Source organism: Planctomonas sp. JC2975 (genome assembly GCF_012985205.1).
Lineage (GTDB): Bacteria > Actinomycetota > Actinomycetes > Actinomycetales > Microbacteriaceae > Humibacter.
Genome location: NZ_JABEKS010000001.1, coordinates 1,164,642 through 1,186,879 on the forward strand (window position 1 = coordinate 1,164,642; position 22,238 = coordinate 1,186,879).

Annotated in this window: 21 protein-coding genes and 1 riboswitch; of the genes, 6 read left to right on the forward strand and 15 right to left on the reverse strand. The window is 68.1% G+C overall.

Features of this window, described 5'->3' with window-relative positions; all coding sequences use genetic code 11:
- Window positions 1-139: 139 nt before the first annotated feature.
- Together HII28_RS05405 and HII28_RS05410 are read left to right on the forward strand one after the other, a co-directional pair.
- Window positions 140-706 carry a YceI family protein gene (locus HII28_RS05405; protein WP_170024466.1) on the forward strand — a complete coding sequence of 189 codons (567 nt, stop codon included), beginning with the start codon at window positions 140-142 and terminating at the stop codon, window positions 704-706.
- Window positions 707-928: 222 nt separating this feature from the next.
- Entirely contained in the window at window positions 929-1,189 is a 261-nt protein-coding gene (locus HII28_RS05410; RefSeq protein ID WP_170024467.1) for a hypothetical protein, read from the forward strand.
- A 273-nt stretch (window positions 1,190-1,462) separates the two neighbouring features.
- Here HII28_RS05410 and HII28_RS05415 read toward each other — a convergent pair whose 3' ends face one another.
- From HII28_RS05415 to HII28_RS05445, 6 genes are all read right to left on the reverse strand, one after another.
- Entirely contained in the window at window positions 1,463-1,768 is a 306-nt protein-coding gene (locus HII28_RS05415) for a hypothetical protein (RefSeq protein ID WP_205864573.1), read from the reverse strand.
- 11 nt (window positions 1,769-1,779) lie between these two features.
- Window positions 1,780-1,843, reverse strand: a riboswitch (guanidine-III (ykkC-III) riboswitch).
- Between the two features lie 494 nt (window positions 1,844-2,337).
- Complete coding sequence (locus HII28_RS05425; protein ID WP_170024468.1) at window positions 2,338-3,048, reverse strand: alpha/beta hydrolase; 711 nt, start codon at window positions 3,046-3,048, stop codon at window positions 2,338-2,340.
- Between the two features lie 118 nt (window positions 3,049-3,166).
- Window positions 3,167-5,650, reverse strand: coding sequence for a CHAT domain-containing protein (locus HII28_RS20640; RefSeq protein WP_170024469.1), 2,484 nt, complete (start codon window positions 5,648-5,650; stop codon window positions 3,167-3,169).
- 56 nt (window positions 5,651-5,706) lie between these two features.
- Window positions 5,707-7,359 (reverse strand): S8/S53 family peptidase, encoded by a 1,653-nt coding sequence (locus HII28_RS05435; protein WP_170024470.1) that lies wholly within the window; start codon window positions 7,357-7,359, stop codon window positions 5,707-5,709.
- Between the two features lie 73 nt (window positions 7,360-7,432).
- Window positions 7,433-7,891 (reverse strand): hypothetical protein, encoded by a 459-nt coding sequence (locus tag HII28_RS05440; protein WP_170024471.1) that lies wholly within the window; start codon window positions 7,889-7,891, stop codon window positions 7,433-7,435.
- Complete coding sequence (locus HII28_RS05445) at window positions 7,888-8,478, reverse strand: sigma-70 family RNA polymerase sigma factor (RefSeq protein ID WP_170024472.1); 591 nt, start codon at window positions 8,476-8,478, stop codon at window positions 7,888-7,890. Before HII28_RS05445 ends, HII28_RS05440 begins: the two co-directional genes overlap by 4 nt.
- Before the next feature lie 317 nt (window positions 8,479-8,795).
- Here HII28_RS05445 and HII28_RS05450 point away from each other — a divergent pair, with 317 nt between their 5' ends.
- The gene (locus HII28_RS05450) at window positions 8,796-8,975 is read left to right on the forward strand and encodes a hypothetical protein (RefSeq protein ID WP_170024473.1); all 180 of its coding nucleotides are present in this window, start codon (window positions 8,796-8,798) and stop codon (window positions 8,973-8,975) included.
- A 45-nt stretch (window positions 8,976-9,020) separates the two neighbouring features.
- On the opposite strand, the gene pth is transcribed toward HII28_RS05450, so the two are convergent.
- The 9 genes from pth to HII28_RS05495 form a co-directional block, all read right to left on the reverse strand.
- Window positions 9,021-9,608 (reverse strand): aminoacyl-tRNA hydrolase, encoded by a 588-nt coding sequence (gene pth / locus HII28_RS05455; protein WP_170024474.1) that lies wholly within the window; start codon window positions 9,606-9,608, stop codon window positions 9,021-9,023.
- A gap of 42 nt (window positions 9,609-9,650) precedes the next feature.
- Window positions 9,651-10,280 (reverse strand): 50S ribosomal protein L25/general stress protein Ctc, encoded by a 630-nt coding sequence (locus HII28_RS05460; protein WP_170024475.1) that lies wholly within the window; start codon window positions 10,278-10,280, stop codon window positions 9,651-9,653.
- A 291-nt stretch (window positions 10,281-10,571) separates the two neighbouring features.
- The gene (locus tag HII28_RS05465) at window positions 10,572-11,423 is read right to left on the reverse strand and encodes an RIO1 family regulatory kinase/ATPase (RefSeq protein WP_346769199.1); all 852 of its coding nucleotides are present in this window, start codon (window positions 11,421-11,423) and stop codon (window positions 10,572-10,574) included.
- A gap of 323 nt (window positions 11,424-11,746) precedes the next feature.
- Window positions 11,747-12,997 carry a D-mannonate dehydratase ManD gene (gene manD, locus HII28_RS05470; RefSeq protein WP_170024476.1) on the reverse strand — a complete coding sequence of 417 codons (1,251 nt, stop codon included), beginning with the start codon at window positions 12,995-12,997 and terminating at the stop codon, window positions 11,747-11,749.
- Window positions 12,998-13,057: 60 nt separating this feature from the next.
- Complete coding sequence (locus HII28_RS05475) at window positions 13,058-14,275, reverse strand: mannitol dehydrogenase family protein (RefSeq protein WP_170024477.1); 1,218 nt, start codon at window positions 14,273-14,275, stop codon at window positions 13,058-13,060.
- 51 nt (window positions 14,276-14,326) lie between these two features.
- Window positions 14,327-15,532: a Gfo/Idh/MocA family oxidoreductase gene (locus tag HII28_RS05480; RefSeq protein WP_170024478.1), complete on the reverse strand. Its 1,206-nt coding sequence runs from the start codon at window positions 15,530-15,532 to the stop codon at window positions 14,327-14,329.
- On the reverse strand, window positions 15,529-16,386 hold the full coding sequence (locus HII28_RS05485; protein WP_170024479.1) for a sugar phosphate isomerase/epimerase family protein: 858 nt from the start codon (window positions 16,384-16,386) through the stop codon (window positions 15,529-15,531). Before HII28_RS05485 ends, HII28_RS05480 begins: the two co-directional genes overlap by 4 nt.
- 95 nt (window positions 16,387-16,481) lie before the next feature.
- On the reverse strand, window positions 16,482-17,852 hold the full coding sequence (locus HII28_RS05490) for a DUF6114 domain-containing protein (RefSeq protein ID WP_170024480.1): 1,371 nt from the start codon (window positions 17,850-17,852) through the stop codon (window positions 16,482-16,484).
- A gap of 148 nt (window positions 17,853-18,000) precedes the next feature.
- Complete coding sequence (locus HII28_RS05495; protein ID WP_170024481.1) at window positions 18,001-18,588, reverse strand: DUF6230 family protein; 588 nt, start codon at window positions 18,586-18,588, stop codon at window positions 18,001-18,003.
- A 286-nt stretch (window positions 18,589-18,874) separates the two neighbouring features.
- Between HII28_RS05495 and HII28_RS05500 the strand changes: the two genes are divergently transcribed.
- From HII28_RS05500 to uxaC, 3 genes are all read left to right on the forward strand, one after another.
- Window positions 18,875-19,498, forward strand: a complete 624-nt coding sequence (locus HII28_RS05500) for a TetR/AcrR family transcriptional regulator (protein WP_170024482.1) — start codon at window positions 18,875-18,877, stop codon at window positions 19,496-19,498.
- A gap of 90 nt (window positions 19,499-19,588) precedes the next feature.
- Window positions 19,589-20,731, forward strand: coding sequence for a LacI family DNA-binding transcriptional regulator (locus HII28_RS05505; RefSeq protein ID WP_170024483.1), 1,143 nt, complete (start codon window positions 19,589-19,591; stop codon window positions 20,729-20,731).
- 40 nt (window positions 20,732-20,771) lie between these two features.
- Window positions 20,772-22,229, forward strand: coding sequence for a glucuronate isomerase (gene uxaC / locus HII28_RS05510; protein ID WP_170024484.1), 1,458 nt, complete (start codon window positions 20,772-20,774; stop codon window positions 22,227-22,229).
- The last annotated feature ends 9 nt before the right edge of the window (window positions 22,230-22,238 follow it).

A 22,238-nucleotide genomic window follows, 5' to 3' on the forward strand; every position in this document is an offset into this window, starting at 1 on the left:
CTGCCGGAGCGGGACCCCCTCGAACGCACCGGCAACGTTTCCTCACGGATTCGGAATACTCCCGCTTCGCATGCGTTTGCATAGGAGTGCGGCCCAGTCCGCGCATCCTTTTCCTCCATCCGCTCGTACTAGGAGAACAATGACCGACACCGCCACGACCACGCTCGACATCCCCGGCTACCGCGAGGGCACCTGGGTGATCGACCCCGCGCACAGCGAGGTTTCCTTCAGCATCCGTCACCTGATGATCAGCAAGGTGAAGGGCAAGTTCGAGAAGTTCCACGCGACGTTCGTCACGCCCGCCAACCCGCTCGAGGCGACCGTCGAGGCGCACGCCGAGGTGGCATCCATCAACACGAACGAGCCGAACCGCGACAACCACCTGCGCACCGGCGACTTCTTCGAGGCCGACACGTACCCGACGATCGACTTCGTCTCCACCGGTGCCCGCGTCGAGAACGGCGACCTGCTCGTCGACGGCAACCTCACCATCAAGGGCATCACCAAGCCGGTGACCTTCGACTTCGAGTTCGGCGGCTTCGGCCCCGACGCGTACGGCAACTACAAGGCCGGCGCGAGCGCGAAGGCCGTCATCAAGCGCGAGGACTTCGGCCTCACGTGGAACGCGGCTCTCGAGACCGGCGGCATGCTGCTCGGCGACGACGTGACCATCACGATCGACCTGCAGGCCGCGCACCAGGCCTAAAGCCTCGTGGCGCGCGACGCGCGTCCGCCGGCTCGCGCCGCATCCATCGGCGAAGCGAGCCCGCACCCTCTTGACGAACCACCCCTCCCTTCGGGCGAAGAGAGGGGTGGTTCGGTGTTTCAGAGGTGGCTCGGTGCGTCAGCGGCGGTCAGCATGTGGCGGTCGAGCCCGCCGGCGGTTGCTCCGGAGGCGGGGTCGGGGCGCCATGGTTAGGCTCGCGACATGGCGACCGAGATCACGACCATCGACTACACCGTGCCTGCTGACGTGTATGCGCGCTACGGAGCGGACTTCGACACCGAGGCGGTCAACAACGCCGTGCTCGCAGAACTGAATGCGATCATCCCCGAGGGCGTCGTGATTCAGCGCAACGGCAAGGTGTTCGCCGAGAAGGACGTCGAGCAGGTCGCACGCGACCTCGACTGGAAGCAGCTTCTCGACCACATCGACCTCGACCAGATCCTGGCGGCGCACGGACGCTGAGCTCGAGCCGTTCGACAGGGGTGGGTGGGGTCGCGAAGCGACATCGCCTTCCGCCCCGGATTACTCGTCCTCGAGTACCCGCACCTCGTATATCGTTCCTTAAACCCCGCCGATAGCGTCCTTCCGTTCGCACCAGAACCGGAAGCAAAGGAGCAGCACTATGCATGGTTGGTCGCACTGATTGTTCGTCTGCCCAATCCATACGACAGGACGAACTAGTCAGCAAGCGGACATCGAGCCCGCGGGATCCGCTGCGCGGGCTCGATGTGCGCGTTAATCCTCACGACGAGCGCCGTCGTCGCGACGTGACGCCGCCACCGTCGGCTCCATGATGGTCCGACGTGCCGTCCTCGAGCGCAGCACGCCAATGAGGCCGATCAGCGACACAATCGCCCAGACACCCTCGAGCAGGAGGAACCCCCACTGCGCCTCGAAGACCGCGTCGACGGCCAGGATTCCCGAGCCGATCACGTTCAACACGAGATACCAGACCGACTTCGGATCCAGCACTTCCCATTGCGCGAGCGCGAAGCCCGCCAGCACGAGAAGTGATCCCACGATCTGAATGACGATGTTCACGATGCTCTCCATGAGCGTCGTCGTCCGATCCGGGTACGGCGCGTCTCGTCCGGGGAGCGACCGGGCGGCCGATCCTCATCGAGGGTATCTGCGCAGGCTGGTCGGATCCCGGTCAACCGCTGATCAGCCACTGATCATGCCGGCGACGAACGGTCGATCGGCGCATGATGAACTCGTCATACGGGTGGACGCGCCGACCTGGCGTGATGGAGGGAGCCCACCATGACCACGATCGGCCGTCTCCAGAACGCTCCGCCGACACGCACCTCGTATTCCCGAACTCGGTGCTGCTGGCGGGAGACGCGGTCGACACGTTGAGCGCTTTGCGCGAGAGCGACGAGGTGCAGCACCTCATGCTCACGCGCAGCCGCGAACTCCTCCGGTCCTTGCACGCTTCCGGGCTGACCGACACGTACAGCCTGCTGATCTATCCGATCGTGCTCGGCACCGAGACCCGCATGTTCGGGCAGATCGACTGGGTCGACCTCGGACTCGAGTGGACCAGCCCGACCACGACAGGCGTGCTCGCGGCGGAGTACAGCGTGCGACGGTCAGGAACGGGAGCGACGTCAGACCCAGCCGGTCAACGCCTTCTGGAACCCCGCGAAGTCGTCGCGGTGCACGGTGTGCCCGGCACCGGCCACCGTACGGATCTCAAAGCCGAGGCGGCGCATCCGCTCGGACACGGATTCGCTGACCAGCTTCGAGCGGTCCGCCAGCATCATCATCGATGGCACGGTCATGCGATCGGGCTCGCTCAACGGCATCGCCCGACCGTCGCCGAAGTTCTTGAAGAAGGAGCGGTCGAACGACGCGTAGTCGCCGACCTCGATTTCGACGTCGTCCTTGCCCCAGCGCGGGTTGCTGCGGGCGACGCTGCGCTCCCGCCTGTTGAGGATGCCGTGGAACAGCATCGGCGCACCAGCACGCTGCCACCACGGCAGCCGGTTGCCGAGGAACGCCGGGTCGATGTACACGGCCCGTTCCGGCTGCAGCACGCGCACGAGACGGGAGAGGGCGAGCCCGCCGAGCGAATGCCCGATCGCCAACTCCGGTTTGACCGGCACACTCTCGGCTATGCCGCGCACCAGGCCGGACAACGAGTACCAGCGGGACCGAGGGCTCTGGCCATGGCCGGCGAGGTCGACGGCGACGACCCGGTAACCCTTGTCGGCCAGTTCAGGTCCCAGTCTGTGCCACGTGCGAGAGCTGCTGAAGAGGCCGTGCACCAGCACCGCAACCCTGTCGCCTGTGCCCCACTCCCGGGTGAACAATTGCATGCTGCGACGTTACGGCGCGGTGATGTGCGGATGCCCGGCGAATGCGTCGTGTCACCTCCGAGCAGCCTTTGAGACTGCCGACAGCCCTCCCGTAGTCGACGCGCCCCGCATCCTCGCCTCACCATCCGGAGCCGTAGCAGAGGAAGGGGGTCGCGATGCCGGTGCGTTCCGTCGCCTCCGCGAGGGCCGCCACCGGTGAGATCCCGTCCGCCAGTCCGGAGTGCACCTCGCTCAGCACCTCGCAGGCGTCGTCGTCGTTCACGCACACCGGGGAGGCGATCACGCTGCGGGCCCCCGCTTGCAGCCACGTGCGTGCCATTCCGAGTGCTTCGTGGCCCCAGCCGACCGACGAGCGACCGAGCTCGCAGGCCGAGATGACGACGGTGGACGGCATCCGGCGGAGGCGCTCGATGTCGTAGCCGAACCATGGCCCGTCGACGAGCTCGATACCGGAGAAGTGCGGGTTGGCCGCCGCGTGCCGGCCATGCCCGGTCACGTGAAAGACGTCGACCTCGGCCGCGAGTTCCGCCGCTGCCGCCGTCGTCGCGTCAGGGCCCTCGACGACGGTCGCTGTCGGCCAAGCTGCGGCGGCCCGTCTGACCTCCTCGGAGGCGCGCGGCACTCCCGGCCCCGTGACGAACCCGACGGTCTCAGTCCCCCGGCGATCGTCGGACGCCGCTCGATTCCGATCCGCGAGCCACCGGGTCGCGGACGAGGGGACCGTCACCGGATGCCCGAATAGTCCGCCGAGCATCGACCACGGGATCCCGGCGAGGATGCCGGGCGGCACGATCACGATCTTCGTGCCGCGTGCCGATGCGCGCTGGGAAGCCGCGAGCACCGGTCGGATCAGCAGGTCGTCTAGTCTCTCGAGGCGGCGGGTGAGGGATCCTTCGACCGCGTCGCCCAGGGCGCCGCCCAGTCGGGCGGCATGCATGTCGAGGTCGGCGAAGAGTGCCGCCCGTTCGGTCGTCCCGACTCCGTCCGCGCCGAGCTCGACGGTCAGTGCGAAGTCCCTTTCGAGCACCAGTGCGACGAGGCGGTCGCCGGACCACAGATACGCGACGAGAACGGTTCGATCGTCGAGTGACGTCCGGACATCGTCGAGGGAGGCCATCGCGAAGACCACGCCGGAGCCCAGGCTCGTCCACTGGCTGCTGCGGATGCTCTCCCTCAGCTCGAGTTCGCGTCGAAGATCGGCGGGAGTCTGTATCGGGGAGAGTCGGAGCCCGCGGAGTTCGGTCAGCGCTGCGGCGACCGCCAGATCGTCGGGAGGTCTTGGCGCGACCGCGTGACTCGCGATGGCTCGGGCACGTTCCGACCATTCGAAGATGGCGTGCACCTCGCCAGACCGAAGGGCGGCCGAGATCCCGGCCGTGGTCAGCGCTTGACCGTGCATGGCCGCACTGGTCTGCAGGTCGACCGAGCCGAACACCGCCTGCCACTCGGCGAGCTCGTCCAGTCCGAGGCGGGCCTCGCGCTCCACGCGACCATCGTCCGCCAGTGCCTGGGCCGCCTCCGCCCGCACCTCGTGCGCCAGGATGCGCCTAGTGATGGGAGCATTCGCCTCGACACGGATCCGTCGCAGCGCTTCCCGCGCACCGCTGTCACCTCCACGACGCACACGCACCCGCTGCAGCACGAGCCGCAACTCCTTGGCGTCGTCGTGCAGGCCGTGCCGTGACAGTTGACGCGCGGTGCCGGCAAGGTCGGCCTCCAGCCGCGCGGAGCGCCCTCCGCTCCTGACTTCAGCGCGCAACACCACGGCACGCGCCCGCAACGCGCCCGACTCGTTGCCGTGCGACTCGTACAACCGCTCCGCCGAGCGAGCAAGGCGCCGTGCGGTTGGTGGATCGAAGTACAACTCCGTGCGCGCCCTGCGCCACACCGCGTCGGCCTGACGGAGACGGAGACGCCTTGCACGGTATACGGCGGCGGCATCGGCCAACGCTGCCGCCGCCTCGAACGGCATGCCTGCTGCCACAAGCACCTCTGCCCGGTCGACGTTGCCCACTGCGGCATCAACAGGAGACGCTGCCGACGCACGATCGCGTGCCGCATTCATATACCGCAGAGCCGAGACGAGGTCGCCGGTGATGAGTGCGGCGTAACCCTGGTTGTGTTTCGCCTTCGCCGCGGTGTCGGGCAACCCGGCCTCGTGGAATAGCCGAGCGGCAGTGTCGAAGTCAGCGAGCGCCCCCGCCGGATCGCCCAGCTCGAGCAACGTGTTGCCGCGATTCATCGCCACCCGCGCGGCGCCGACAGGATCGACGTCCAGGCTCTCGACGGCCAGCCCGAAGAGCCGCAGCGCCTCGCGGCGGTTGCCCAGATGGAGCTCGATCAAGCCGAGCTGGCCCTGCAGAACACCCTGGGTATGCGCCGTCAGGCCGCTGCTGTCGAGCGCACTCCGGCAGACGATTTCGGCGTCCGAGATGTCGCCGCGCTCAAGCATGAGGTAACAACGCGTGCCGGCGATCCGCGCCAGGAGGTTCGAGTCTCGCGTGCGCTCCTCCGCCGCGGCGAGGGCGCGTCGAGCCAGCGCGTGACGCCCCGAATTGGAGAGGGTCAGAGCGCGGTCATAGAGCGCCTCCGCACTGAGCACGGTTCAATTATCGGCGCCCGGCGGCGCGCGCAGAGCATCACCGGGCGCCCAACTCGCTACACCCCCTCATGATCCCCGACCACCTCCTCGATGGCACGCCCGGCCCGCGTGCGCCGCTCCGCGGGCGTCGTCGCATCGCCGAGCCGGTCGAGCGCCGCCGCGATGCGTCCGGCCACTACGGGCGCGGCGAACGACGTACCGCTCCAGACCGCGAATCCGCCGCGGAAGTCGTCCGGATCCACCGACGCCCTCCGATGTCCCTCGAAACTGCGGGAGGCGAGGGGGTTGAATCCTCCGTTGACCGGCGGCATCGTGCTGACCACCGACGCCCCGGGTGCCCAGACGCGCACCCACGGGCCGTCGTTGCTGAACAACGCGGTCGTTCCGTTCGGGTTGAGCGCCCCGACGGAGAGGATCGGCGTCGCATCCTCGACCGGCCGCACGAACGACGCGCCTGACTCGTTCGGCCAGTCCCAGAACGCCGCCGGGAACTGCGGGCGATCCGTCGCATCGTTGCCCGCGGAGCAGACGACGACGGTGCCGGTCCGCCCGATCGCCGCCAGGAGCTCGTAGAGCGTGATGTCGTAGAGATCGTCCTTCGGCGTCTCGTGGTAGTAACCGATCGACAGCGTGAGTACGTCGAGACGGAGTCCTTCGCGGCCTGCCGCGTCCTCGCCCACCAAGCGGGCAACGTCCGAGAGTGCGGCCAGCAGCGCGTCCTCGTTAACTGTTCCATCCGCTTCGACCACCCGCCAGCTCACAATGTCGCAGTCCGGATTCGCCTGATGGATCAGGCCAGCGATGAACGTTCCGTGTCCCGTGATGGGATCGAGTGCGCCGTCGAGCCTTTCGTCGCTCTCGGCGTGCGAGACGCCATCCGTGCGGCCCTTGCGATATCCGATCGCCTTCACGGTCCCGTCCGGCATCCGCACGCCGATGTCGCGCGAGACGACCGCGTCCCCCGACCGCGAGTCGAACCAGGGATGCGTTCCGCATCCGCTGTCGAGGATGGCCACCCTGCTGCGTTCCGCAAGTGCGTGCCGCTCGGGAGGCACCAGCGTCACGGCCACGGGCTCGAGCCCTCCCGACCCGGACATGGCGTATCCGGACAGCGCGGCGAAACCGGACCGGGTGTTCCGCAGCCCGTACGGATTCGTCTGCTCGTACGGGTTCGTCTGCTCGTACGGGTTCGTCTGCTCATACGGGTTCGTCTGCTCATACGGCTGCGCGGTGACGTCCGCACCCACGCTCAACACGTGGTTGAGGCCGACGCCCTGGATCGTGTTGTCAGGAGCGAGCATCCGTGCCCGCTGCAGGACGAGCCAGGCGTTGGGTGCCTGCACACTGCTTTCGCCCGCGACGATCGGGATGCTCTTCACCCCGAGAGGACCGGTGGCCCACGGATGCCGCTGCACCCTGCGCGACCGCACGGCGTCCTCTTCGTCGAGGTGGGCGACGTCGGCGATGCGGTCTCGCGCGATGGTCCAGCCGAACGTCTCCGCCGCCTGCGACAGCAGGTCGAGCGTCGCATCGACGTCGCCCAGGGTCGAGACCAGGAGACGGTCAGGTGCGTACACGGTCGGATGGGCCACCACCCCCGGCACGGGAACCGCCTTCGCCGTCTCGGCTGTCAGCATTCCCAGCTCGGCCGGCGGTGTCTGCGGCTTCCAATGCCTCACGTGCCGCATTGCGCGTGTGTTCTCGGCCATGGTCTTTCCTTTCGGATCGGAGTGAGCGCAGCCACGGAAGGAGTTCCTCCGGGTCCGGGCGTCTTCGAGGGGGTTAGAGCATGAACGCGGCGGTCGTCCAGACGGGAGTCGATCCCGACGCGACCAAGGAGATCGCCGCCTCTCCGGGACCGATGCCGGCGAACGCGAACCGGCCGAAGTCATCTGAGTCGACGGTGCGTTCCCGCCCGTCGACGTCGATGTGCACCTCACCCTGTACGGCAGGCGTGCTCCAGCCGTCGATGCGGTAGCCGTCCGACTCGCGCACGACGCGCAGCAGCACCTCGTACCCGCCGGCGACGAAGCGCAGCGTTCGCTCTCCGTCGCCGCGCACGTTCTCGAAGGCGAAGTCTTCGGAGAGGAGTTCGAGCACGAGGAGGTCTCCGTCGAGCTCCGCACGTTCGAACGCCTCGACAGCGAGGGCATCGAGGTCATCGGGCGGCGTATCCATCCGTCGCCACATTCTGCGCAGCGCAGCGAGGAGTTCGGCGTCACCGAGTGCGTCGGGCTTCATCCGACCGCCTCCGCTTCGAGTGCGTCCCTGAGTCTCTCGAGGCAGCGCGAGCGGGTCGGTCCAATGCTTCCAATACGCATCCCCGTCTCCTCGGCGATCCTGCGGTAATCAGGTTTGTCGTCGAACGCCACAATGCGCAGAAGCCGCTGGCAGCGCGTCGACAGCATGCGAACGCATCGCCACAGGTCGGCGTCGGTCATGCGCCGCACAGCCGCGTCTTCCGCAGAGGGAGCCGCGTCCAGTCGGGGTTCGAGCTGGACGGGTTCGACCGGCATCGCGTCAGAGAGCCGCTTCATCGTGCGCCACGCCTCACGACGCGCTGTAACGGTCAGCCAAGCTGCGACGGCCGTCGGGTCTTCGATGGCGACGTAGCCGCGCACGAACCTCGCCCAGGTCTCCTGAACGACATCCTTGGCCGTGGCCTCGTCGAGGCGATACGCCCGCACAACGTGCCACAGCACGGGATTCATGGCCTGCACCAGACGGACGATAGCGGTGCGGTCGCCGTCCAGCCAGGAGCGGAAGGCATCCGCCGCCACCGCGTGAACGGGACGCGCGGATGCCTCCGCGGATTCGCCGGCCCCCATGGACACCACTGTGGCGCGTGCGCCCGGCTGCTGCAAGACGATCACGGAAGCCGAATGACCGTGATCGGTTGGGTGACTTCGAACGCTATCCGAGCGAGGTGGTCATCCCGGCGCTCGGCCGGTGACCGCTCGGAACTGGACCCAGCGTCGTTCTCCGTCACCGACTTCGTCGATGTCTTCTCCATGGCGAACCTTCCTTCGATCAACAGGAGCCTGTTCATCGGGGTTTGATACGCCACAACAAGATTATTTGCCGGTGTATCAGAACGATGAAGTCACGCTCCTCTTCGACGTCGGAACCAGAACAAGGAGTGAAGATGTCTGGAGTGCACCCGCCGCTGCCGAGCGAGATCCCCGGCGGCCTGCCCGAACTGATCATCGGACTTGACGGTCACATCTATCCCGCCACGGCCAACACGACGTCTGTCGTCGTTGCCGGCCGCAGGCATCCGCGGCTCTTCTCCCGCACGCACCGTCAACGAAGCTGGCGCGCGTGACGATGCGGCCCGAACGCGCGGGACTCGTGCTGCTCGCGGACGGTGCTACTGCGCGGCGGTGTGATACCGCTGCTGCGCGGAGGTCAGGCCCTCCGTTGTGACGTGGTCCACGGCATCCGCCCCGTCGGAGACGAGGTTCGGCAGCACCTGACGCTCGGCGGACGTGAACGGGCTCAGCACGTGGTCTGCGGCATCCGTGCGTCCGGGCGGTCGACCGACACCGACCCTGATGCGGATGAAGTCGGGCGTTCCGATGGCGCTCGCGATGTCGCGTACGCCGTTGTGGCCGCCGTGTCCGCCCCCGGACTTGAGCTTGATGGTGTCGAACGGGATGTCGAGCTCGTCGTGCACGACGATCAACCGCGACGGCTCGATCGAGTAGAACCGCACGAGCTGGGCAACGGGGCCGCCGGACACATTCATGAACGTGTTCGGCTTCGCCAAGACCAGGCGAGGGCCGCCGGGGACGATGCGTCCCTCTGCGACCCTCGCGTTGGTCTTGTGCGTCTTGAACGTGGCGGATGCGCGACGCGCGAGCTCGTCCACCACCATCTGTCCGATGTTGTGGCGGGTGCGCTCGTACTGCGCACCCGGGTTGCCGAGGCCGACGATGAGCCAGGGCTGCTCCGCCATGCGCGCGCTCCGCTTGTTCTAGTGCTGAGTTGTGGAGGAGGACTACTCGGCGGACTCGGCCGAAGCCTCGGACTCGGCAGCCTCGGCCTCGGCGGCCTCCTCTGCCTCTTCCGTCTCCTCCTCGACCGGAGCGGCCGGCAGGGTGATGGCGACGACGAGCGCCTCGGGGTCGCTCACGAGCGTGGAACCGGACGGCAGCACGAGTTCGGCCGCCGTGATGTGCGTGCCCTCCTCGAGGCCCTCGACGTCGACGACGACGCGCTCCGGGATGTGCGTGGCCTCGGCCTCGAGCGACACCGTCGCGAGGTCCTGCACGACGATGGTGCCCGAGAAGGGCTCGCCCTCGATGTGCACCGGAACCTCGACCTGGACCTTCTCGCCGCGGCGGACGATGATCAGGTCGATGTGCTCGATGATCTGGTGCACCGGATCCTTCTGCACGTCCTTGACCAGGGCGAGCTGGGACTTGCCGGAGATGTCGAGGTCGAGCACGGCGTTCGCCTTGCGCAGGATCAGACCCAGCTGGTGCGCGGGCAGCGTCACATGCTGCGGGTCGGTGCCGTGACCGTAGAGCACGGCAGGGATCTTGCCGGCGGCGCGGATCTTGCGCGCAGCGCCCTTGCCGAACTGGTCGCGGGTCTCCGCGACAACCTTGTTGCTGTCGTCAGCCATGGTGATGTCTCGCTTTCGGTGGGCATTCGGCCCACGTCGTATTGGGGATTCGTTGTCAACTCGTGCTGCATGTCAGCGTGAGGACAGACGTGAGCCTGGTCCACCGCGTCGATCACGGATGCTGCACCTGCGAAGCCGCGTTACCCGCGTTCGAGCCGGTGCCGGCATCCCTCGCCGAAGTTCGGTGTACAAGTCTACCAGCGCGCTGGAGCTAAAAGTGAAAGCCCGCTGGGGGCGCCAGCGCCGAGGCGGCTGCGCTGCGTCGGTTGAGCGAAAAGCCAATCCCTGCCGCTACCCCATGGCGTCGGCGCACAGCTGACCGAACAGGTCATCCGGGTCGCTCGGCACCCCGCGTCGCCCGAACCACGTGCACACGTTGCGCACATCGCGCTCGAGCAGGTCGAATCCGTTCGGGTTGCCGATGAGGTCCACGATCTGCGGCAGGTCGATGACGACGACCCGGCCGTCCTGCACCAGGAGGTTGTACGGCGAGAGATCCCCGTGGGCGGTCTGCGCCAGTGCGAACCGGTGCATGATCTCCACGACCTGGTCGAAGCACGCGCGGAGGTCGCCGTCGGTCAGCGACGCAGACGCCAGGCGCGGGGCAGCCCTGCGCGCGAGCGGATCGCCGATGAACTCCATCAGGATCTCCGTGCCCTGCACCTGCACCGGATACGGAACCGGGATGCCGACGCTCCACGCACCGCACAGCGCGCTGAACTCCGCAGCGGCCCACTGCACAGCGGCGACCGAGCGCCCGTAGTCGGACTTGCGGGCCATGGCGCGCATGTCGCGTGTGTTCCGCACTCGGCGTCCTGCCGTGTAGTCACCGGATCGGTGGAAGTCGCTGTTCTCGGCGCCGCGGTAGCGCTTGGCGGCGAGCACGACGGAGCGTCCGCCATCTACATCAGGCACGATGCCCGGCACTGCCCGCTCCAGCAGGAAGACGTCGGCCTCTTTACCAGTTTTCAGGATGCCGAGCTCGGTGTCGACGGCAGCCGCCGACGTGACGACCCAGTCGGGATGCGGTCTGGGACCGCGCTCGCTGGGCATGGTGGCAGGCCAGGTCGACCTGCGCTGACCGTCGTCGATGTCGAAGACGGTGAAAGTGGGGACGACGAAGTCGTCGCCGAAGAAGGACACTGCGGTCTCCAAGGGTGGGGAGGCCGCGGCCGTCGGCGAGGATGCTAGCGGCGAGCGGCCCCGCGTCGAGTGAAGGATCGGACCGGGACACGAAAGACTTCGGCCACGTTGAACACCTCCTTCACTCGGGCACCACCTGGTGCAGGTTCGTGCGGATGATCGCACCGCACACGTTCGGTGACATTACCAGCCCCGCACGCCGCAAATCGACCCGCCCCTTGCCGCCGACTCACCCTGATACTGCGTGCTGCAGTGGGGCGAGTGGGCGGCAAGGGGCGACTCGACGAGTTCAGGTCACTTGGCGGGGCATTGAGCCGGAAGCGTCACCAGTCGTGCATCGAACCGTCGAGCAGGCGGTTCACCGGGAGGTAGGCGCCGGCGTACGGATGCGCCGCAGCGACCTCGTCGTCGTACTCGACGCCGAGGCCCGGGGAATCCGAGGCGTTCAGCATGCCGTTCTCGAACGTGTACGTGGTGCGGAACACCTCGTGCGTGACCGGCGCGTGCTGCATGTACTCCTGGATGCCGAAGTTCGGGATCGCTAGGCCCAGGTGCACGGCGGCGGCCAGGCCGACGGGCGAGACATCCGTCGGCCCGTGCGCACCCGACTTGATCTGGTAGACGGCCGCATAGTCGAAGATGCGCCGCAGGCCCGTGATGCCGCCCGCATGCGTGACGGGGCTGCGCACGTAGTCGATCAGCTGCTCCTCGAACAGCTCGCGGTAGTCCCAAATCGTGTTGAACACCTCGCCGATGGCGAGCGGCGTCGTGGTGTGCTCTCGCACACGGCGCAGCACGGCCTGGTTCTCGGCCGGCGTCACGTCCTCCAGCCAGAACAGGTCGTATGGCTCGAGCGACTTGCCGAGCTTAGCGGCCTGGATCGGCGTGAGCCGGTGGTGCGCGTCGTGCAGGAGCGGCAGCTCGGGGCCGAACTCGTTGCGCACGGCCTCGAACACGGTCGGCGCGTGACGCAGGTAGGCACGGGTGTCCCAGCTCTCCTCAACGGGAAGGGCGCTGCGGCGTGCGGGCTCGTAGTCGTAGCGGGCGTCGGATCCGGCATCCGTTCCCGCTGACGCGTTGCTCGAGTGCGCAACGCCGTACACCGAGGGCAGGCCAGGGATGCCGGTCTGCACCCGGATGGCGCGATATCCCTCGTCCAGGTGCTCGCGGATCGAGTCGAACAGCTCCGGCAGGTCGACTCCGGATGCGTGGCCGTAGACGAGCAGGCCATCGCGGCTCCGTCCGCCGAGCAACTGGTACAACGGCATGCCTGCTGCCTTGGCCTTGATGTCCCAGAGCGCGGTATCGACGGCGGCGATGGCAGCCATCGTCACGGGTCCCCGGCGCCAGTACGCGCCGCGGTAGAGGTACTGCCAGGTGTCCTCGATGCGGCTGGCGTCGCGTCCGACCAGCAGAGGCACGACGTGCTCCGACAGGTAGGCGGCGACGGCGAGCTCGCGGCCGTTGAGCGTCGCATCTCCGAGTCCGGTGAAACCGTCGTCTGTCGTGATGCGAAGGGTGACGAAGTTGCGTCCAGGGCTCGAGACGAGCACCTCGGCGGACTGGATGATCATGTGCGGATTCTCCTCGTGATGGGTCCGGAGTAAGAGAGTGGGCTGCGACGGAAAGCGGGCTCAGCCCAGGTACGCGCGACGGGCGAGCCCCGGTTGCAGAACGTCGAGGGCTTCGGCGAGGTCGAGCCCTCTGACCCTCCCCCATTCCTCGATGGTGGCGAGGGATGCCCTGCCCGGCTCGTCGCCCGCGTCGAGCCTGGCAGTGATGATGGCGGCCTGCCGCTGCCGCAGCTTCTGCTGGCTGCCGTCGTCGATCTGCACGAGCCGGTGTGCGATGCGCGGATTGGCGAAGCGCGTGCGCAGGGCGGAGAGCGCGGCATCCGTCGTGGCCTCGTCGAAGGGCAGCAGCACACGTGCTTCAGCCCAGAGATCCTCGAGCAGCATGCGGCATTCCTTGTCGGCGAACGCCTCGGCGACGGTCTCGTGGCCGCGCGGGATGCCTGTGGCGGCCAGCAGCGTGTGCCCGGCATTCAGCAGCCACAGCTTTCGTCGCTCGTACGGCTCGATGTCGTCGACGAAACGCGCGCCGACCAGCTCCCAGGCCGGACGTCCGGCCGGGAAGTCGCCCTGGATGATCCACTCGCTGAACGGCTCGGTGACGACGGGGACGGCGTCGTCGTATCCGGTGAGCTCCCGAGCGGTGTCGCGGTCGGCGTCGGTGGTATGCGGAGTGATGCGGTCGACCATCGTGGAGACGAACGACACGTTCTGGGCGATCCACTCGGCGAGCGCACCATCATGCACCTCACGGTGCACGGCAAGGCGCAGCGCTTCGCCGTTGCCGGTGAGGTTGTCGCAGCTCACCAAAGCGATGGGGCCGGCGGATGCCTGCGCCCTCGCCGCGAGACCGCGCACGATCCGCGCTCCCGCCGTCTCATCGGCAGGCTCGGCGTGACCCGACTGCTCCTCAGCCGTCTCGTACGCCCGCTCCGTCACGGTGACGGTGACGAGTGCGACGGAAGGATCCGCAACGGTCCGTTCCCAATCGGATCCGGCTCCGTCGTGCGCCCGAACGATCGACTGCACGAGTTCAGCGCTGTCACCCTCCGCCGCACGGGTGATCAGCGTGTAGACGCAGTCCTGCGCGGCGAGGGCCGCGGCGGTGCGCGGCGAACGCCCGGTGAACGCGGCGATGCCCCAGGCATCGCGGTCGGCAGGCGGAAGCGCGTTCGCACGTTCCGTGTACCAGGCCTGATGCGCGCGGTGGAAGTAGCCGAGCCCGAGATGCGCCATGCGCACCTCGGGGCGCGAGGAGCGGGCGTCAGCGACCGAGGGCATCCGCGGGCCTCCGGCGACGTCCGCTCACGTTCAGCGACACGGGCAGGGTCCTCACGCGTCGACCGACTCGGTGACGATCTCGGTGTGCACGGGCTCGTCGTCGTACACGCCGTCGAGCACGTCGTCGACGAGGACTTCGCGTCCGAGGGTCGCCGACAGGTACACCGAGCGAACCACGGCCAACGACAGCAGTGCGTCGGCGACGGTCACGCCCGGCGCACGGCCCGTGCGAATGGCGTCGACGATGTCGAGGTACTGGCGCTCGTGTCCCTCGACGAAGGCGTCGGCGGGTCGAGTCGTTCCGTAGAGGTCGCCCGGACCGACCAGTTCCGCCGCGCGATTCTGCGTGCTGGAGCGTGTGGGATCCGCGTTCGAGTCGCCGGCTGCACCACCGGAGACGAAGTACGCCAGCTGGTCCTGCTCGACGACCGCCGAGCCGTTCGAGCCGTGCACCTGCACGCGCACGGGGAGTCCGGGGAATCCGGCGGTCGTGGCGTGCAGCACCGCGAGGGCACCGTTCTCGAACCGCACCGTGGCGACGGCCGTGTCCTCGACCTCGATCCTGTCGTGCGCGAGCCTGGCCGTGTGCGCGTAGACCGCGACCGGCTTCCCGAGGAACCACACCATCAGGTCGACGGTGTGCACACCCTGGTTCATGACGGCTCCGCCGCCGTCGAGCTCCCATGTGCCGCGCCACTGACCGGAGTCGTAGTACTCCTGCGTGCGCCACCACGGAACGGATGCGACGGCGCTGGTCAGCACGCCGAACTCGCCGGAGTGCGCGGCGTTCGCGACGACCACCGAGGCCGGGTCGAAGCGGTGCTGGCTGATCACGGATGCGACCAGGCCGCGCTCTGCAGCCTCGTCGGCCAGCTCGCGGATGCGCCTCGCCCGCGGCACGGACACATCGAGCGGCTTCTCGATCACCACGTTGCTTCCGGCCTTCAGCGCCGTCTCGGCGAGCTGCACGTGCAGGCCGCTCGGCGTGCAGATGACGACCAGGTCGACGGGATGCGCCTCCAGCGCTTCCCCGAGATCGGCGAACAGTGCAGGGCGCGGCTGACCGGTCAGCTCGACGAGCCCCGCCACGCGTTCCGCAGCGGGCGTCACCGGATCGATCAGCGCGACCGTGTCGAACTGCCCGAGAGCGGCGAGCGCTCGCACGTGGTTGTCGGCGATGACGCCGCAGCCGACGATGGCAGCGGTCAGGCGGGGCCCGGCGTCGATGCCCGTAGTGGTCTGAGACAGGGAACTCATGCTGCGGATACTCCGATCCGGTCGAGGAGGCGGTTCAGCGCGCGTCCGGCGGTGCCGAAGGCGCGTGGCCCGGAGAAGCCGCCGAGGGCGAATCCGTCGGCGAGGTGGGGTTCGAGGGAGGCGAAGCCGCTGTATCCGGCATCCCTGAGGGCTGTGACGGTCTGCAGCAACTCGCCGTCGCCCTCTCCGGCCGGCACGACGCTGCCATCGGCGAAGAGCGCGTCTTTCACCTGCAGGTACTCGACGTGCTGGTTCAGGAGCTGCCAGGCATCCGTGAACGGCTTGACGCCCACTTGAACGAAGTTGGCGTTGTCCCAGGCCAGGCGGAGGGCGTCGGATCCGACGGATTCCACGATGTCGAGCACGCGGGACGGCACGTCGCCGTAGATCTCCTTCTCGTTCTCGTGCAGCAGCACGACACCCTCTCGCTCGGCGAGATCGGCGAGCGCGCGCATCCGCACGAGAACGTCGTCGCGGATGTCCTCTGCCGCGATGCCCTCGCCCCGGTAGAACGAGAAGATGCGCACGTAGCGCGAGTCGAGTGCGTGGGCCGCAGCGATCGCTCTGCTCAGGCGCTCCACCTCGTGCTCGACGGGCAGCGAGATGTCGACCTTGCCGATCGGGGAGGCGATGGCGGAAACGCCGAACCCTGCGCCATCGATCAGCGTCTTCAGCTCGGCCAGGCGATCGGCGTCCAGGTCGACGATGTTGACGTTCCAGGCGCTGCGCACCTCGATGTGCCGGGCGCCGAGCGCCTCGAGCACGGCCAGTTGGATATTCGGGTCTGCATGGATCTCGTCTCCGAAGCCGGAGAGAAGCCAGGTGGGGCCTTCAGCGGCCGTGGCGGAGCTCATGCCATCGACACTAGGCAGCCGCTGGATGCGACTGCAAACGTTTGCCACGGTTTGCCATGGGCCGCACCGCACCGGCGCCAGGACGAGCCATCGCCTCAGCTGATGATCTCGTGGAACCCGGTCAGGGCGGAGCTGCCGCCGGTGATGCCGAAGACCTCGAGGGAGATGATCCGCGTGACGGGAACGGATCCATCCGTCGACGGCGGGTGCGAGATGTCGTACTGCACTGCGGCGCCGTTCTGCAGGATCCCCTTCAGCGACGAGCAGTACGTGTCGACGCCGCCGCTGAACGCCATCTGGGTCGCGACGGTGTCGGTTCCCTCACCGTCGGCGTCCCGCGTGTCGAGCCGGAATCCGGGGATCGTCACGCTGTCCATCGAGAGCTTGAGCACCGTCGCCGTGCTGCCATCGGAGAGGCGCACCGTGGCGAGGCCGAGGTAGCGAAGCCCCGAGAAGGCGAGGGACGAGCCCTGCAGGAGCGCCGGCTTGCCGGTGAAAACGGGAGAGGCGGATGCCGGCGCGATGAGCTGCGGTCCGGCCGGGACCGCAGGAGTGGAGGTGCCGCCGCCCGTGCCGCCGCCGGTGCCGGCGCCGGTGGCCCCGCCTGATGACGGATCCGTCGCCGTGCCCAACGGCGCAGGGGTCCCCGTCGAACTCGGCGTGGGCGTGGGACTGGGGGTCGAGCAGTCGCCGATGAATCCGAGGATGCACACACCCGTCGCCTCGGCAGCAGCAGCCCGCTGCGGTTGGCCGGTAGTGAGTCCGACTCCGACGGTGACGGTCAGCGCGATCGCGAGCGCTCCGCCCGCGGTGCTTCGTCCGACTCCCTTTCCCGTTGATCGGGATCCACGACGCCGCACCGACGCAGCTGGTGCGGCTGCTCTTGCCGGGCTCGCGGTCGCGACCGGTGCGGAATCGTCGAATGCGTCAGGAACCGGCGGCAGGTCGTCGTCCGAAGGTGGCACGAGCGCGGCGATGGCATCCGCTGAGGCACTCGTCTGGTCGTCCGTCTCGCCGTCGGAGTCGTGGTCCGCCTTATCGGTCACACTGTCACGATCGGCCGGGTCGTCGTCGGACTCTGCACGGCCCTCGGCTTCCGCGGTTGCGGCGTGACGCGGCATCCAGGAGACGATCATCACCCCGCCGACGCTCGCCAGGATCATGCCCACGAAGAACCCGCCGAGGTTCACGCCGACGAGCGAGTAGACGGCGACGACGAGCGCGATCACGCCGTAGAAGATGCGGTGCTGGGGCATCAGCGTCGCCAGCACGCCGACGAGCACGAGCACGATCGGGATCAGCGTCGCCTGGAACCCCTCGATGCCCACCTGCACCTTCATGTCGCCGAGCGACAACTGGCCGGAGAAGAACATCTCGATTCCGCCGAGCACGGTGAGGACTCCACCGATGAACGGTCGCTTGCGGTACCACGCGACGAAGGCGTGCCACCTGCTGGCGGTCTGCACAGTGTTCTCCATTCGGGCTGGAATTCGGGACGGTGCCGTCGGGTCTGGCTGCGGAGCGGATGGCGCAGCGCAGAGTGAGGAAGTACGAACTGGGCGGGTGGCGGATGCCTCGCCGGCTGCATCCGCCACCCGTCGCGAGAGCGTTCGGCTAGAAGCAGGTCTCGCCGTTGGTGAGCTGCAGGTGCAGGCCGGACAGGTTGAAGACGGAGGCCTGGGTGCTCCACGCGGTCTGCTTCAGGCCCTTGATGACCACCGAGTCGGCATCCTGGGCGAAGTCGCCGACGGACCCCTTGGCGTCCGTGTTCACCGTCGACGCGTCGACGCCGATGCGGATGTTGTTGAACGTCGCGTCGCCCTGCAGGTCCGTCATGCCGATCTGCATGTCGGTCGCGGTCGCTGGATTACCGCCCCCGCCTGCCGTGATCTTCAAACCGACCGGCATGCCGGGCACGACGACGGACTGGCAGAGGTCGTAGAGCTTCGCGCTGGAGATGTTCGCGACCGACACGGGGTGCGTCGTGCCGTCCTGCTGCTTCGCCACGCCGGAGTATTGCGAGAACCCTGTGGCATCGAGCTCGCTGGCGCCGACCTGGAACGTCGAGCCGGAGACGGTGAACGCGACAGGCACGGCGCCGTTGGCGACCCCCGTCATGAGCAGGCTCGCAACGACTCCGACCGGCACGGCCGCCAGTGCGACCCGGCCAGCGCGCGAAGACGTCAGGGAACGGAACTTCATAGATCCTCCTTGATCCGAAGTGCTGATGATGTGAACTGCGGAGCTGTCGTGCGCTGCGGTGAGGGCACGCGATGCGCCAACGCGGCTCGGAGTCGCGGGGTTGCATCGCTATTGACCGAGCGTCAGTAACTATTTACCACGAGTCAATAACGGATGCCAGTCCCCAGTTTCGTCCCCCAGGTGGGGGTCATGCTAATCCGCGGGGTCCACGCTCCGATAGAGCCGTGACCGACGGCATCCGTCTTCCCGGCGAGGGGCGCGCCCGAGCACGCCCTAGGCTCATTGCATGCCCGCCGAGCGCCGTACCCGCATGACGCCGGACGAGCGTCGCGCCCAGCTCATCGCACTCGGTGTCGCCGCTCTCGCCGACCGTCCGCTCGGACAGTTGAACGTCGAGGACCTCGCCGCGCAGGCCGGGGTCTCCCGTGGCCTGCTCTTCTACTACTTCGAGTCGAAGCAGGGCTTCCATCGCGAGGTGGTTCGTGCTGCGCGCGACGGCATGCTGAATGCGACAGAGCCCCAGCTCGACCTCCCTCCGTTGGAACGGCTGCACGCGACGCTGGAGAAGATCGTGACGTTCGTGCGGGATCACCGCAGCACGTTCGTCTCGCTCGTGCACGGCGTCGCCAGTGGCGACGACGAGGTACGCGCCGTTGTCGAGGAAGCGGAGCGGATCCAGACGGAGCGCGTGATCGCGGTGTTCGACGAGCTCGGCGTTCCCTCGTCGCCGCTGCTGCGCGTCGCGCTCCGTGCCTGGGTCTCGTTCGCGGAGCGCGCGCTCGTGGACGGCGAACTCGAGCCGGGCGAAGCCGGGGACGCGGCGGCGGCCGAATTCCTGTCGTTCCTCGAGCGAAGCGTTCTCGCGGTCGTCGAGACTGTGACGGGTCCGTTGCCCGGGGCCGCACGCTGACACCTCGACGCCACTGCCCCTGCGGACAGAGACTTGGCAAACGTTTGCCATTTGTTGCCGAATCGGCGGATCGCTTGCTTTGCTGTCTCCATGCAGGACCAGGGCGAACGCGCAGCGCGACCGGCGACGCTCGCCGACGTGGCGGAGCGCGCCGGCGTGGCGATCTCGACCGCATCCCGAGCGCTCTCGAATCCCGGACGCGTCAACGTCACCACCCGTGAGCGCATCGAGCGGATCGCCGCAGAGCTCGGATACTCCCCCAATTCGCAGGCCCGCGCCCTGACATCCGGCCGCAGCGGCGCCGTCGCCGTTCTCGTGTCGGATGTCACGAACCCGTTCTACTTCGACATCATCCGCGGCACGCAGCGGCAGCTGAAGGCGTCCGGATACTCGCAGCTGCTGATCGACACCGAGGAGTCCGACCAGAACGAGGATGCGCTTCTGCACCGGCTGCGTTCCTCGTTCGACGGCGCGATCCTGGCGGCATCCCGCCTCTCGGACAGGGCGCTTGCAACCCTCGCCGCCGAACTGCCGCTCGTGGCGATCAATCGCCAGACGCGGGGCGTGCCGAGCGTCTTCATCGACACACCGAGCGGCACCGTGCAGGCCGTCGAGCACCTGGTGTCGCTCGGCCACCGATCCATCGCGTACGTTTCGGGCCCAGCGACCTCCTGGCCCAACGAGAGCCGCTGGCGCGCCTTCGTGAAGGCCACGAAGGCGCATGACGTGCGCGCGGTACGGCTGGGTCCGTTCTCACCTCGTCAGAGCGCCGGTGCGGCGGCGGCGGACGCCGTTCTCAACGCGGATGTGACGGCCGCCATCGCGTTCAACGACCTGCTCGCGATCGGCATGCTGCAGCATCTGGCGAGCCGCGGCATCCGCGTTCCCGCCGACCTCAGCATCGTGGGATGCGACGACATCTTCGGTGCTGACTTCTGCAACCCTCCGCTGACCACCATGACCGCGCCGATCGAGCAGGCCGGACGGCTCGCCGTCTCGCTGCTGACTGCACAGCTGGATCCGCGGTCGGCGCCGAGCGCACGCCACGCCGCCGTGCTTCCCACGCACCTCACGGTGCGTGCGTCCACCGGCGCGGCGCCCGCCGAGCCTCCTGTCTCCGCACCTGCATCTGCACCGGCGCCCCAAGCGGTACCGACATCGCACGCCGCACCGAGTTCTGATGCGGACTCCGGTACGGAGTCCGTTCCTTCTGCCGCGCAGCTCGACGCCTGAGCCCAGCATCGCCCATCCAGTTCCCGAGGAGATCGCCGACATGACCGCACTCGCACCGCATCCCGACCGACTCTTGCCGGCAGATCCGGCGACCAGGGATGTGGCCAGGCGACTGTACGCCGAGGTCGCGGACGCCCCGATCTACTCGCCCCACGGCCACGTCCCGGCCGACATGCTGCTCGACGACGAGCCGTTCGGCGATCCCGCTCAGCTGCTGATCACCCCCGACCACTACGTGACGCGTCTGCTGCACGCCGTCGGTGTGCCGCTCGGGCGGCTCGGTGTCGTGCGTCGCGACGGAGATGGCGCCGGCGGCACGGCAGCCGCATCCGGTTCCGGTTCGGCCGAACCCGCGGTCTCGGGACGCGAAATCTGGCGCACGCTCTGCGAGAACTGGGACGTGTTCCTCGGCACGCCTGTTCGCTACTGGTTCGAGAGCGAGTTCAGCGAGGTGTTCGGGCTCACCGATGCCCCGTCCCCGCAGACCGCCGACGCCCTGTACGACCAGCTGACCGACGCCCTCGCACGACCCGAGTTCCGTCCGAGGGCGCTGTTCGAGCGCTTCCGCATCGCCGTGCTCGCCACGACCGACGATCCGGCAGACGACCTCGCCGCACACCTCGAGCTTCGGGACGACCCTTCGTTCGACGGCCGAGTGCTGCCGACGTTCAGGGCCGATCGGTACATGCATCCGCTCGAGCCCACCTGGCGGGGCAAGCTCGATGAGCTCTCTGCAGCGGCGAACATCGACTGCGGCACCTACGCCGGCCTGCTCGACGCGTTGCGGTCGCGGCGCGCGTACTTCAAGGCTGCCGGCGGAACGGCGACCGACACCGGGGTCATCGACGCCGGAAGCGAGCCGCTGCACACCGCGGACGCCGAGCGCATCCACCGCGAAGCGCTCGTCGGAACGATCAGCCAGGCGGATGCCGATGCCTACCGTCGCAACATGCTCTACCGTCTCGCCGAGATGAGCGCCGACGACGGGCTCGTGATGCAGCTGCACGCCGGCGTCATCCGCAATCACCACCGGCCGACCTTCGACGCGTTCGGACCAGACACCGGGCACGACCTGCCTGCTGTCGGCGGATACACCGTGCCGCTCACGCCGATCCTGCGCGACTTCGGCGTGGACCCCACGTTCCGCATCGTGCTGTTCACGGTGGACGAGACGCTGTTCTCGCGTGAGATCGCACCGTTGGCCGGCTTCTATCCGAGCGTGTTCGCGGGCGCGCCGTGGTGGTTCCTGGACTCCCCCGCCGGGATCGCGCGCTACCGCTCGGCGGTGACCGATTCCGCCGGATTCGTCAAGACGAGCGGATTCATCGACGACACCAGGGCGTTCTGCTCGATCCCGGCCCGCCACGACATGTCGCGTCGCCTGGATGCCGGGCACCTGGCATCTCTCGTGGCGACGCACCAGCTGAGCGAGGACGACGCGCTCGGCGTCGCCCGCCGCCTGGTCGCCGACGTGCCGATCGGAACCTTCCGCCTCTGACGTTTCGCG

Bases quoted from the DNA above. Each gene is read 5' to 3' on its own strand.
- HII28_RS05405 (WP_170024466.1), top strand. From the start codon at position 140: ATGACCGACACCGCCACGACCACGCTCGACATCCCCGGCTACCGCGAG.
- HII28_RS05410 (WP_170024467.1), top strand. From the start codon at position 929: ATGGCGACCGAGATCACGACCATCGACTACACCGTGCCTGCTGACGTG.
- HII28_RS05425 (WP_170024468.1), bottom strand. From the start codon at position 3,048: ATGCAATTGTTCACCCGGGAGTGGGGCACAGGCGACAGGGTTGCGGTG.
- HII28_RS05435 (WP_170024470.1), bottom strand. From the start codon at position 7,359: ATGGCCGAGAACACACGCGCAATGCGGCACGTGAGGCATTGGAAGCCG.
- HII28_RS05440 (WP_170024471.1), bottom strand. From the start codon at position 7,891: ATGAAGCCCGACGCACTCGGTGACGCCGAACTCCTCGCTGCGCTGCGC.
- HII28_RS05445 (WP_170024472.1), bottom strand. From the start codon at position 8,478: ATGGGGGCCGGCGAATCCGCGGAGGCATCCGCGCGTCCCGTTCACGCG.
- HII28_RS05450 (WP_170024473.1), top strand. From the start codon at position 8,796: ATGTCTGGAGTGCACCCGCCGCTGCCGAGCGAGATCCCCGGCGGCCTG.
- pth (WP_170024474.1), bottom strand. From the start codon at position 9,608: ATGGCGGAGCAGCCCTGGCTCATCGTCGGCCTCGGCAACCCGGGTGCG.
- HII28_RS05460 (WP_170024475.1), bottom strand. From the start codon at position 10,280: ATGGCTGACGACAGCAACAAGGTTGTCGCGGAGACCCGCGACCAGTTC.
- manD (WP_170024476.1), bottom strand. From the start codon at position 12,997: ATGATCATCCAGTCCGCCGAGGTGCTCGTCTCGAGCCCTGGACGCAAC.
- HII28_RS05475 (WP_170024477.1), bottom strand. From the start codon at position 14,275: ATGCCCTCGGTCGCTGACGCCCGCTCCTCGCGCCCCGAGGTGCGCATG.
- HII28_RS05480 (WP_170024478.1), bottom strand. From the start codon at position 15,532: ATGAGTTCCCTGTCTCAGACCACTACGGGCATCGACGCCGGGCCCCGC.
- HII28_RS05485 (WP_170024479.1), bottom strand. From the start codon at position 16,386: ATGAGCTCCGCCACGGCCGCTGAAGGCCCCACCTGGCTTCTCTCCGGC.
- HII28_RS05495 (WP_170024481.1), bottom strand. From the start codon at position 18,588: ATGAAGTTCCGTTCCCTGACGTCTTCGCGCGCTGGCCGGGTCGCACTG.
- HII28_RS05500 (WP_170024482.1), top strand. From the start codon at position 18,875: ATGCCCGCCGAGCGCCGTACCCGCATGACGCCGGACGAGCGTCGCGCC.
- HII28_RS05505 (WP_170024483.1), top strand. From the start codon at position 19,589: ATGCAGGACCAGGGCGAACGCGCAGCGCGACCGGCGACGCTCGCCGAC.
- uxaC (WP_170024484.1), top strand. From the start codon at position 20,772: ATGACCGCACTCGCACCGCATCCCGACCGACTCTTGCCGGCAGATCCG.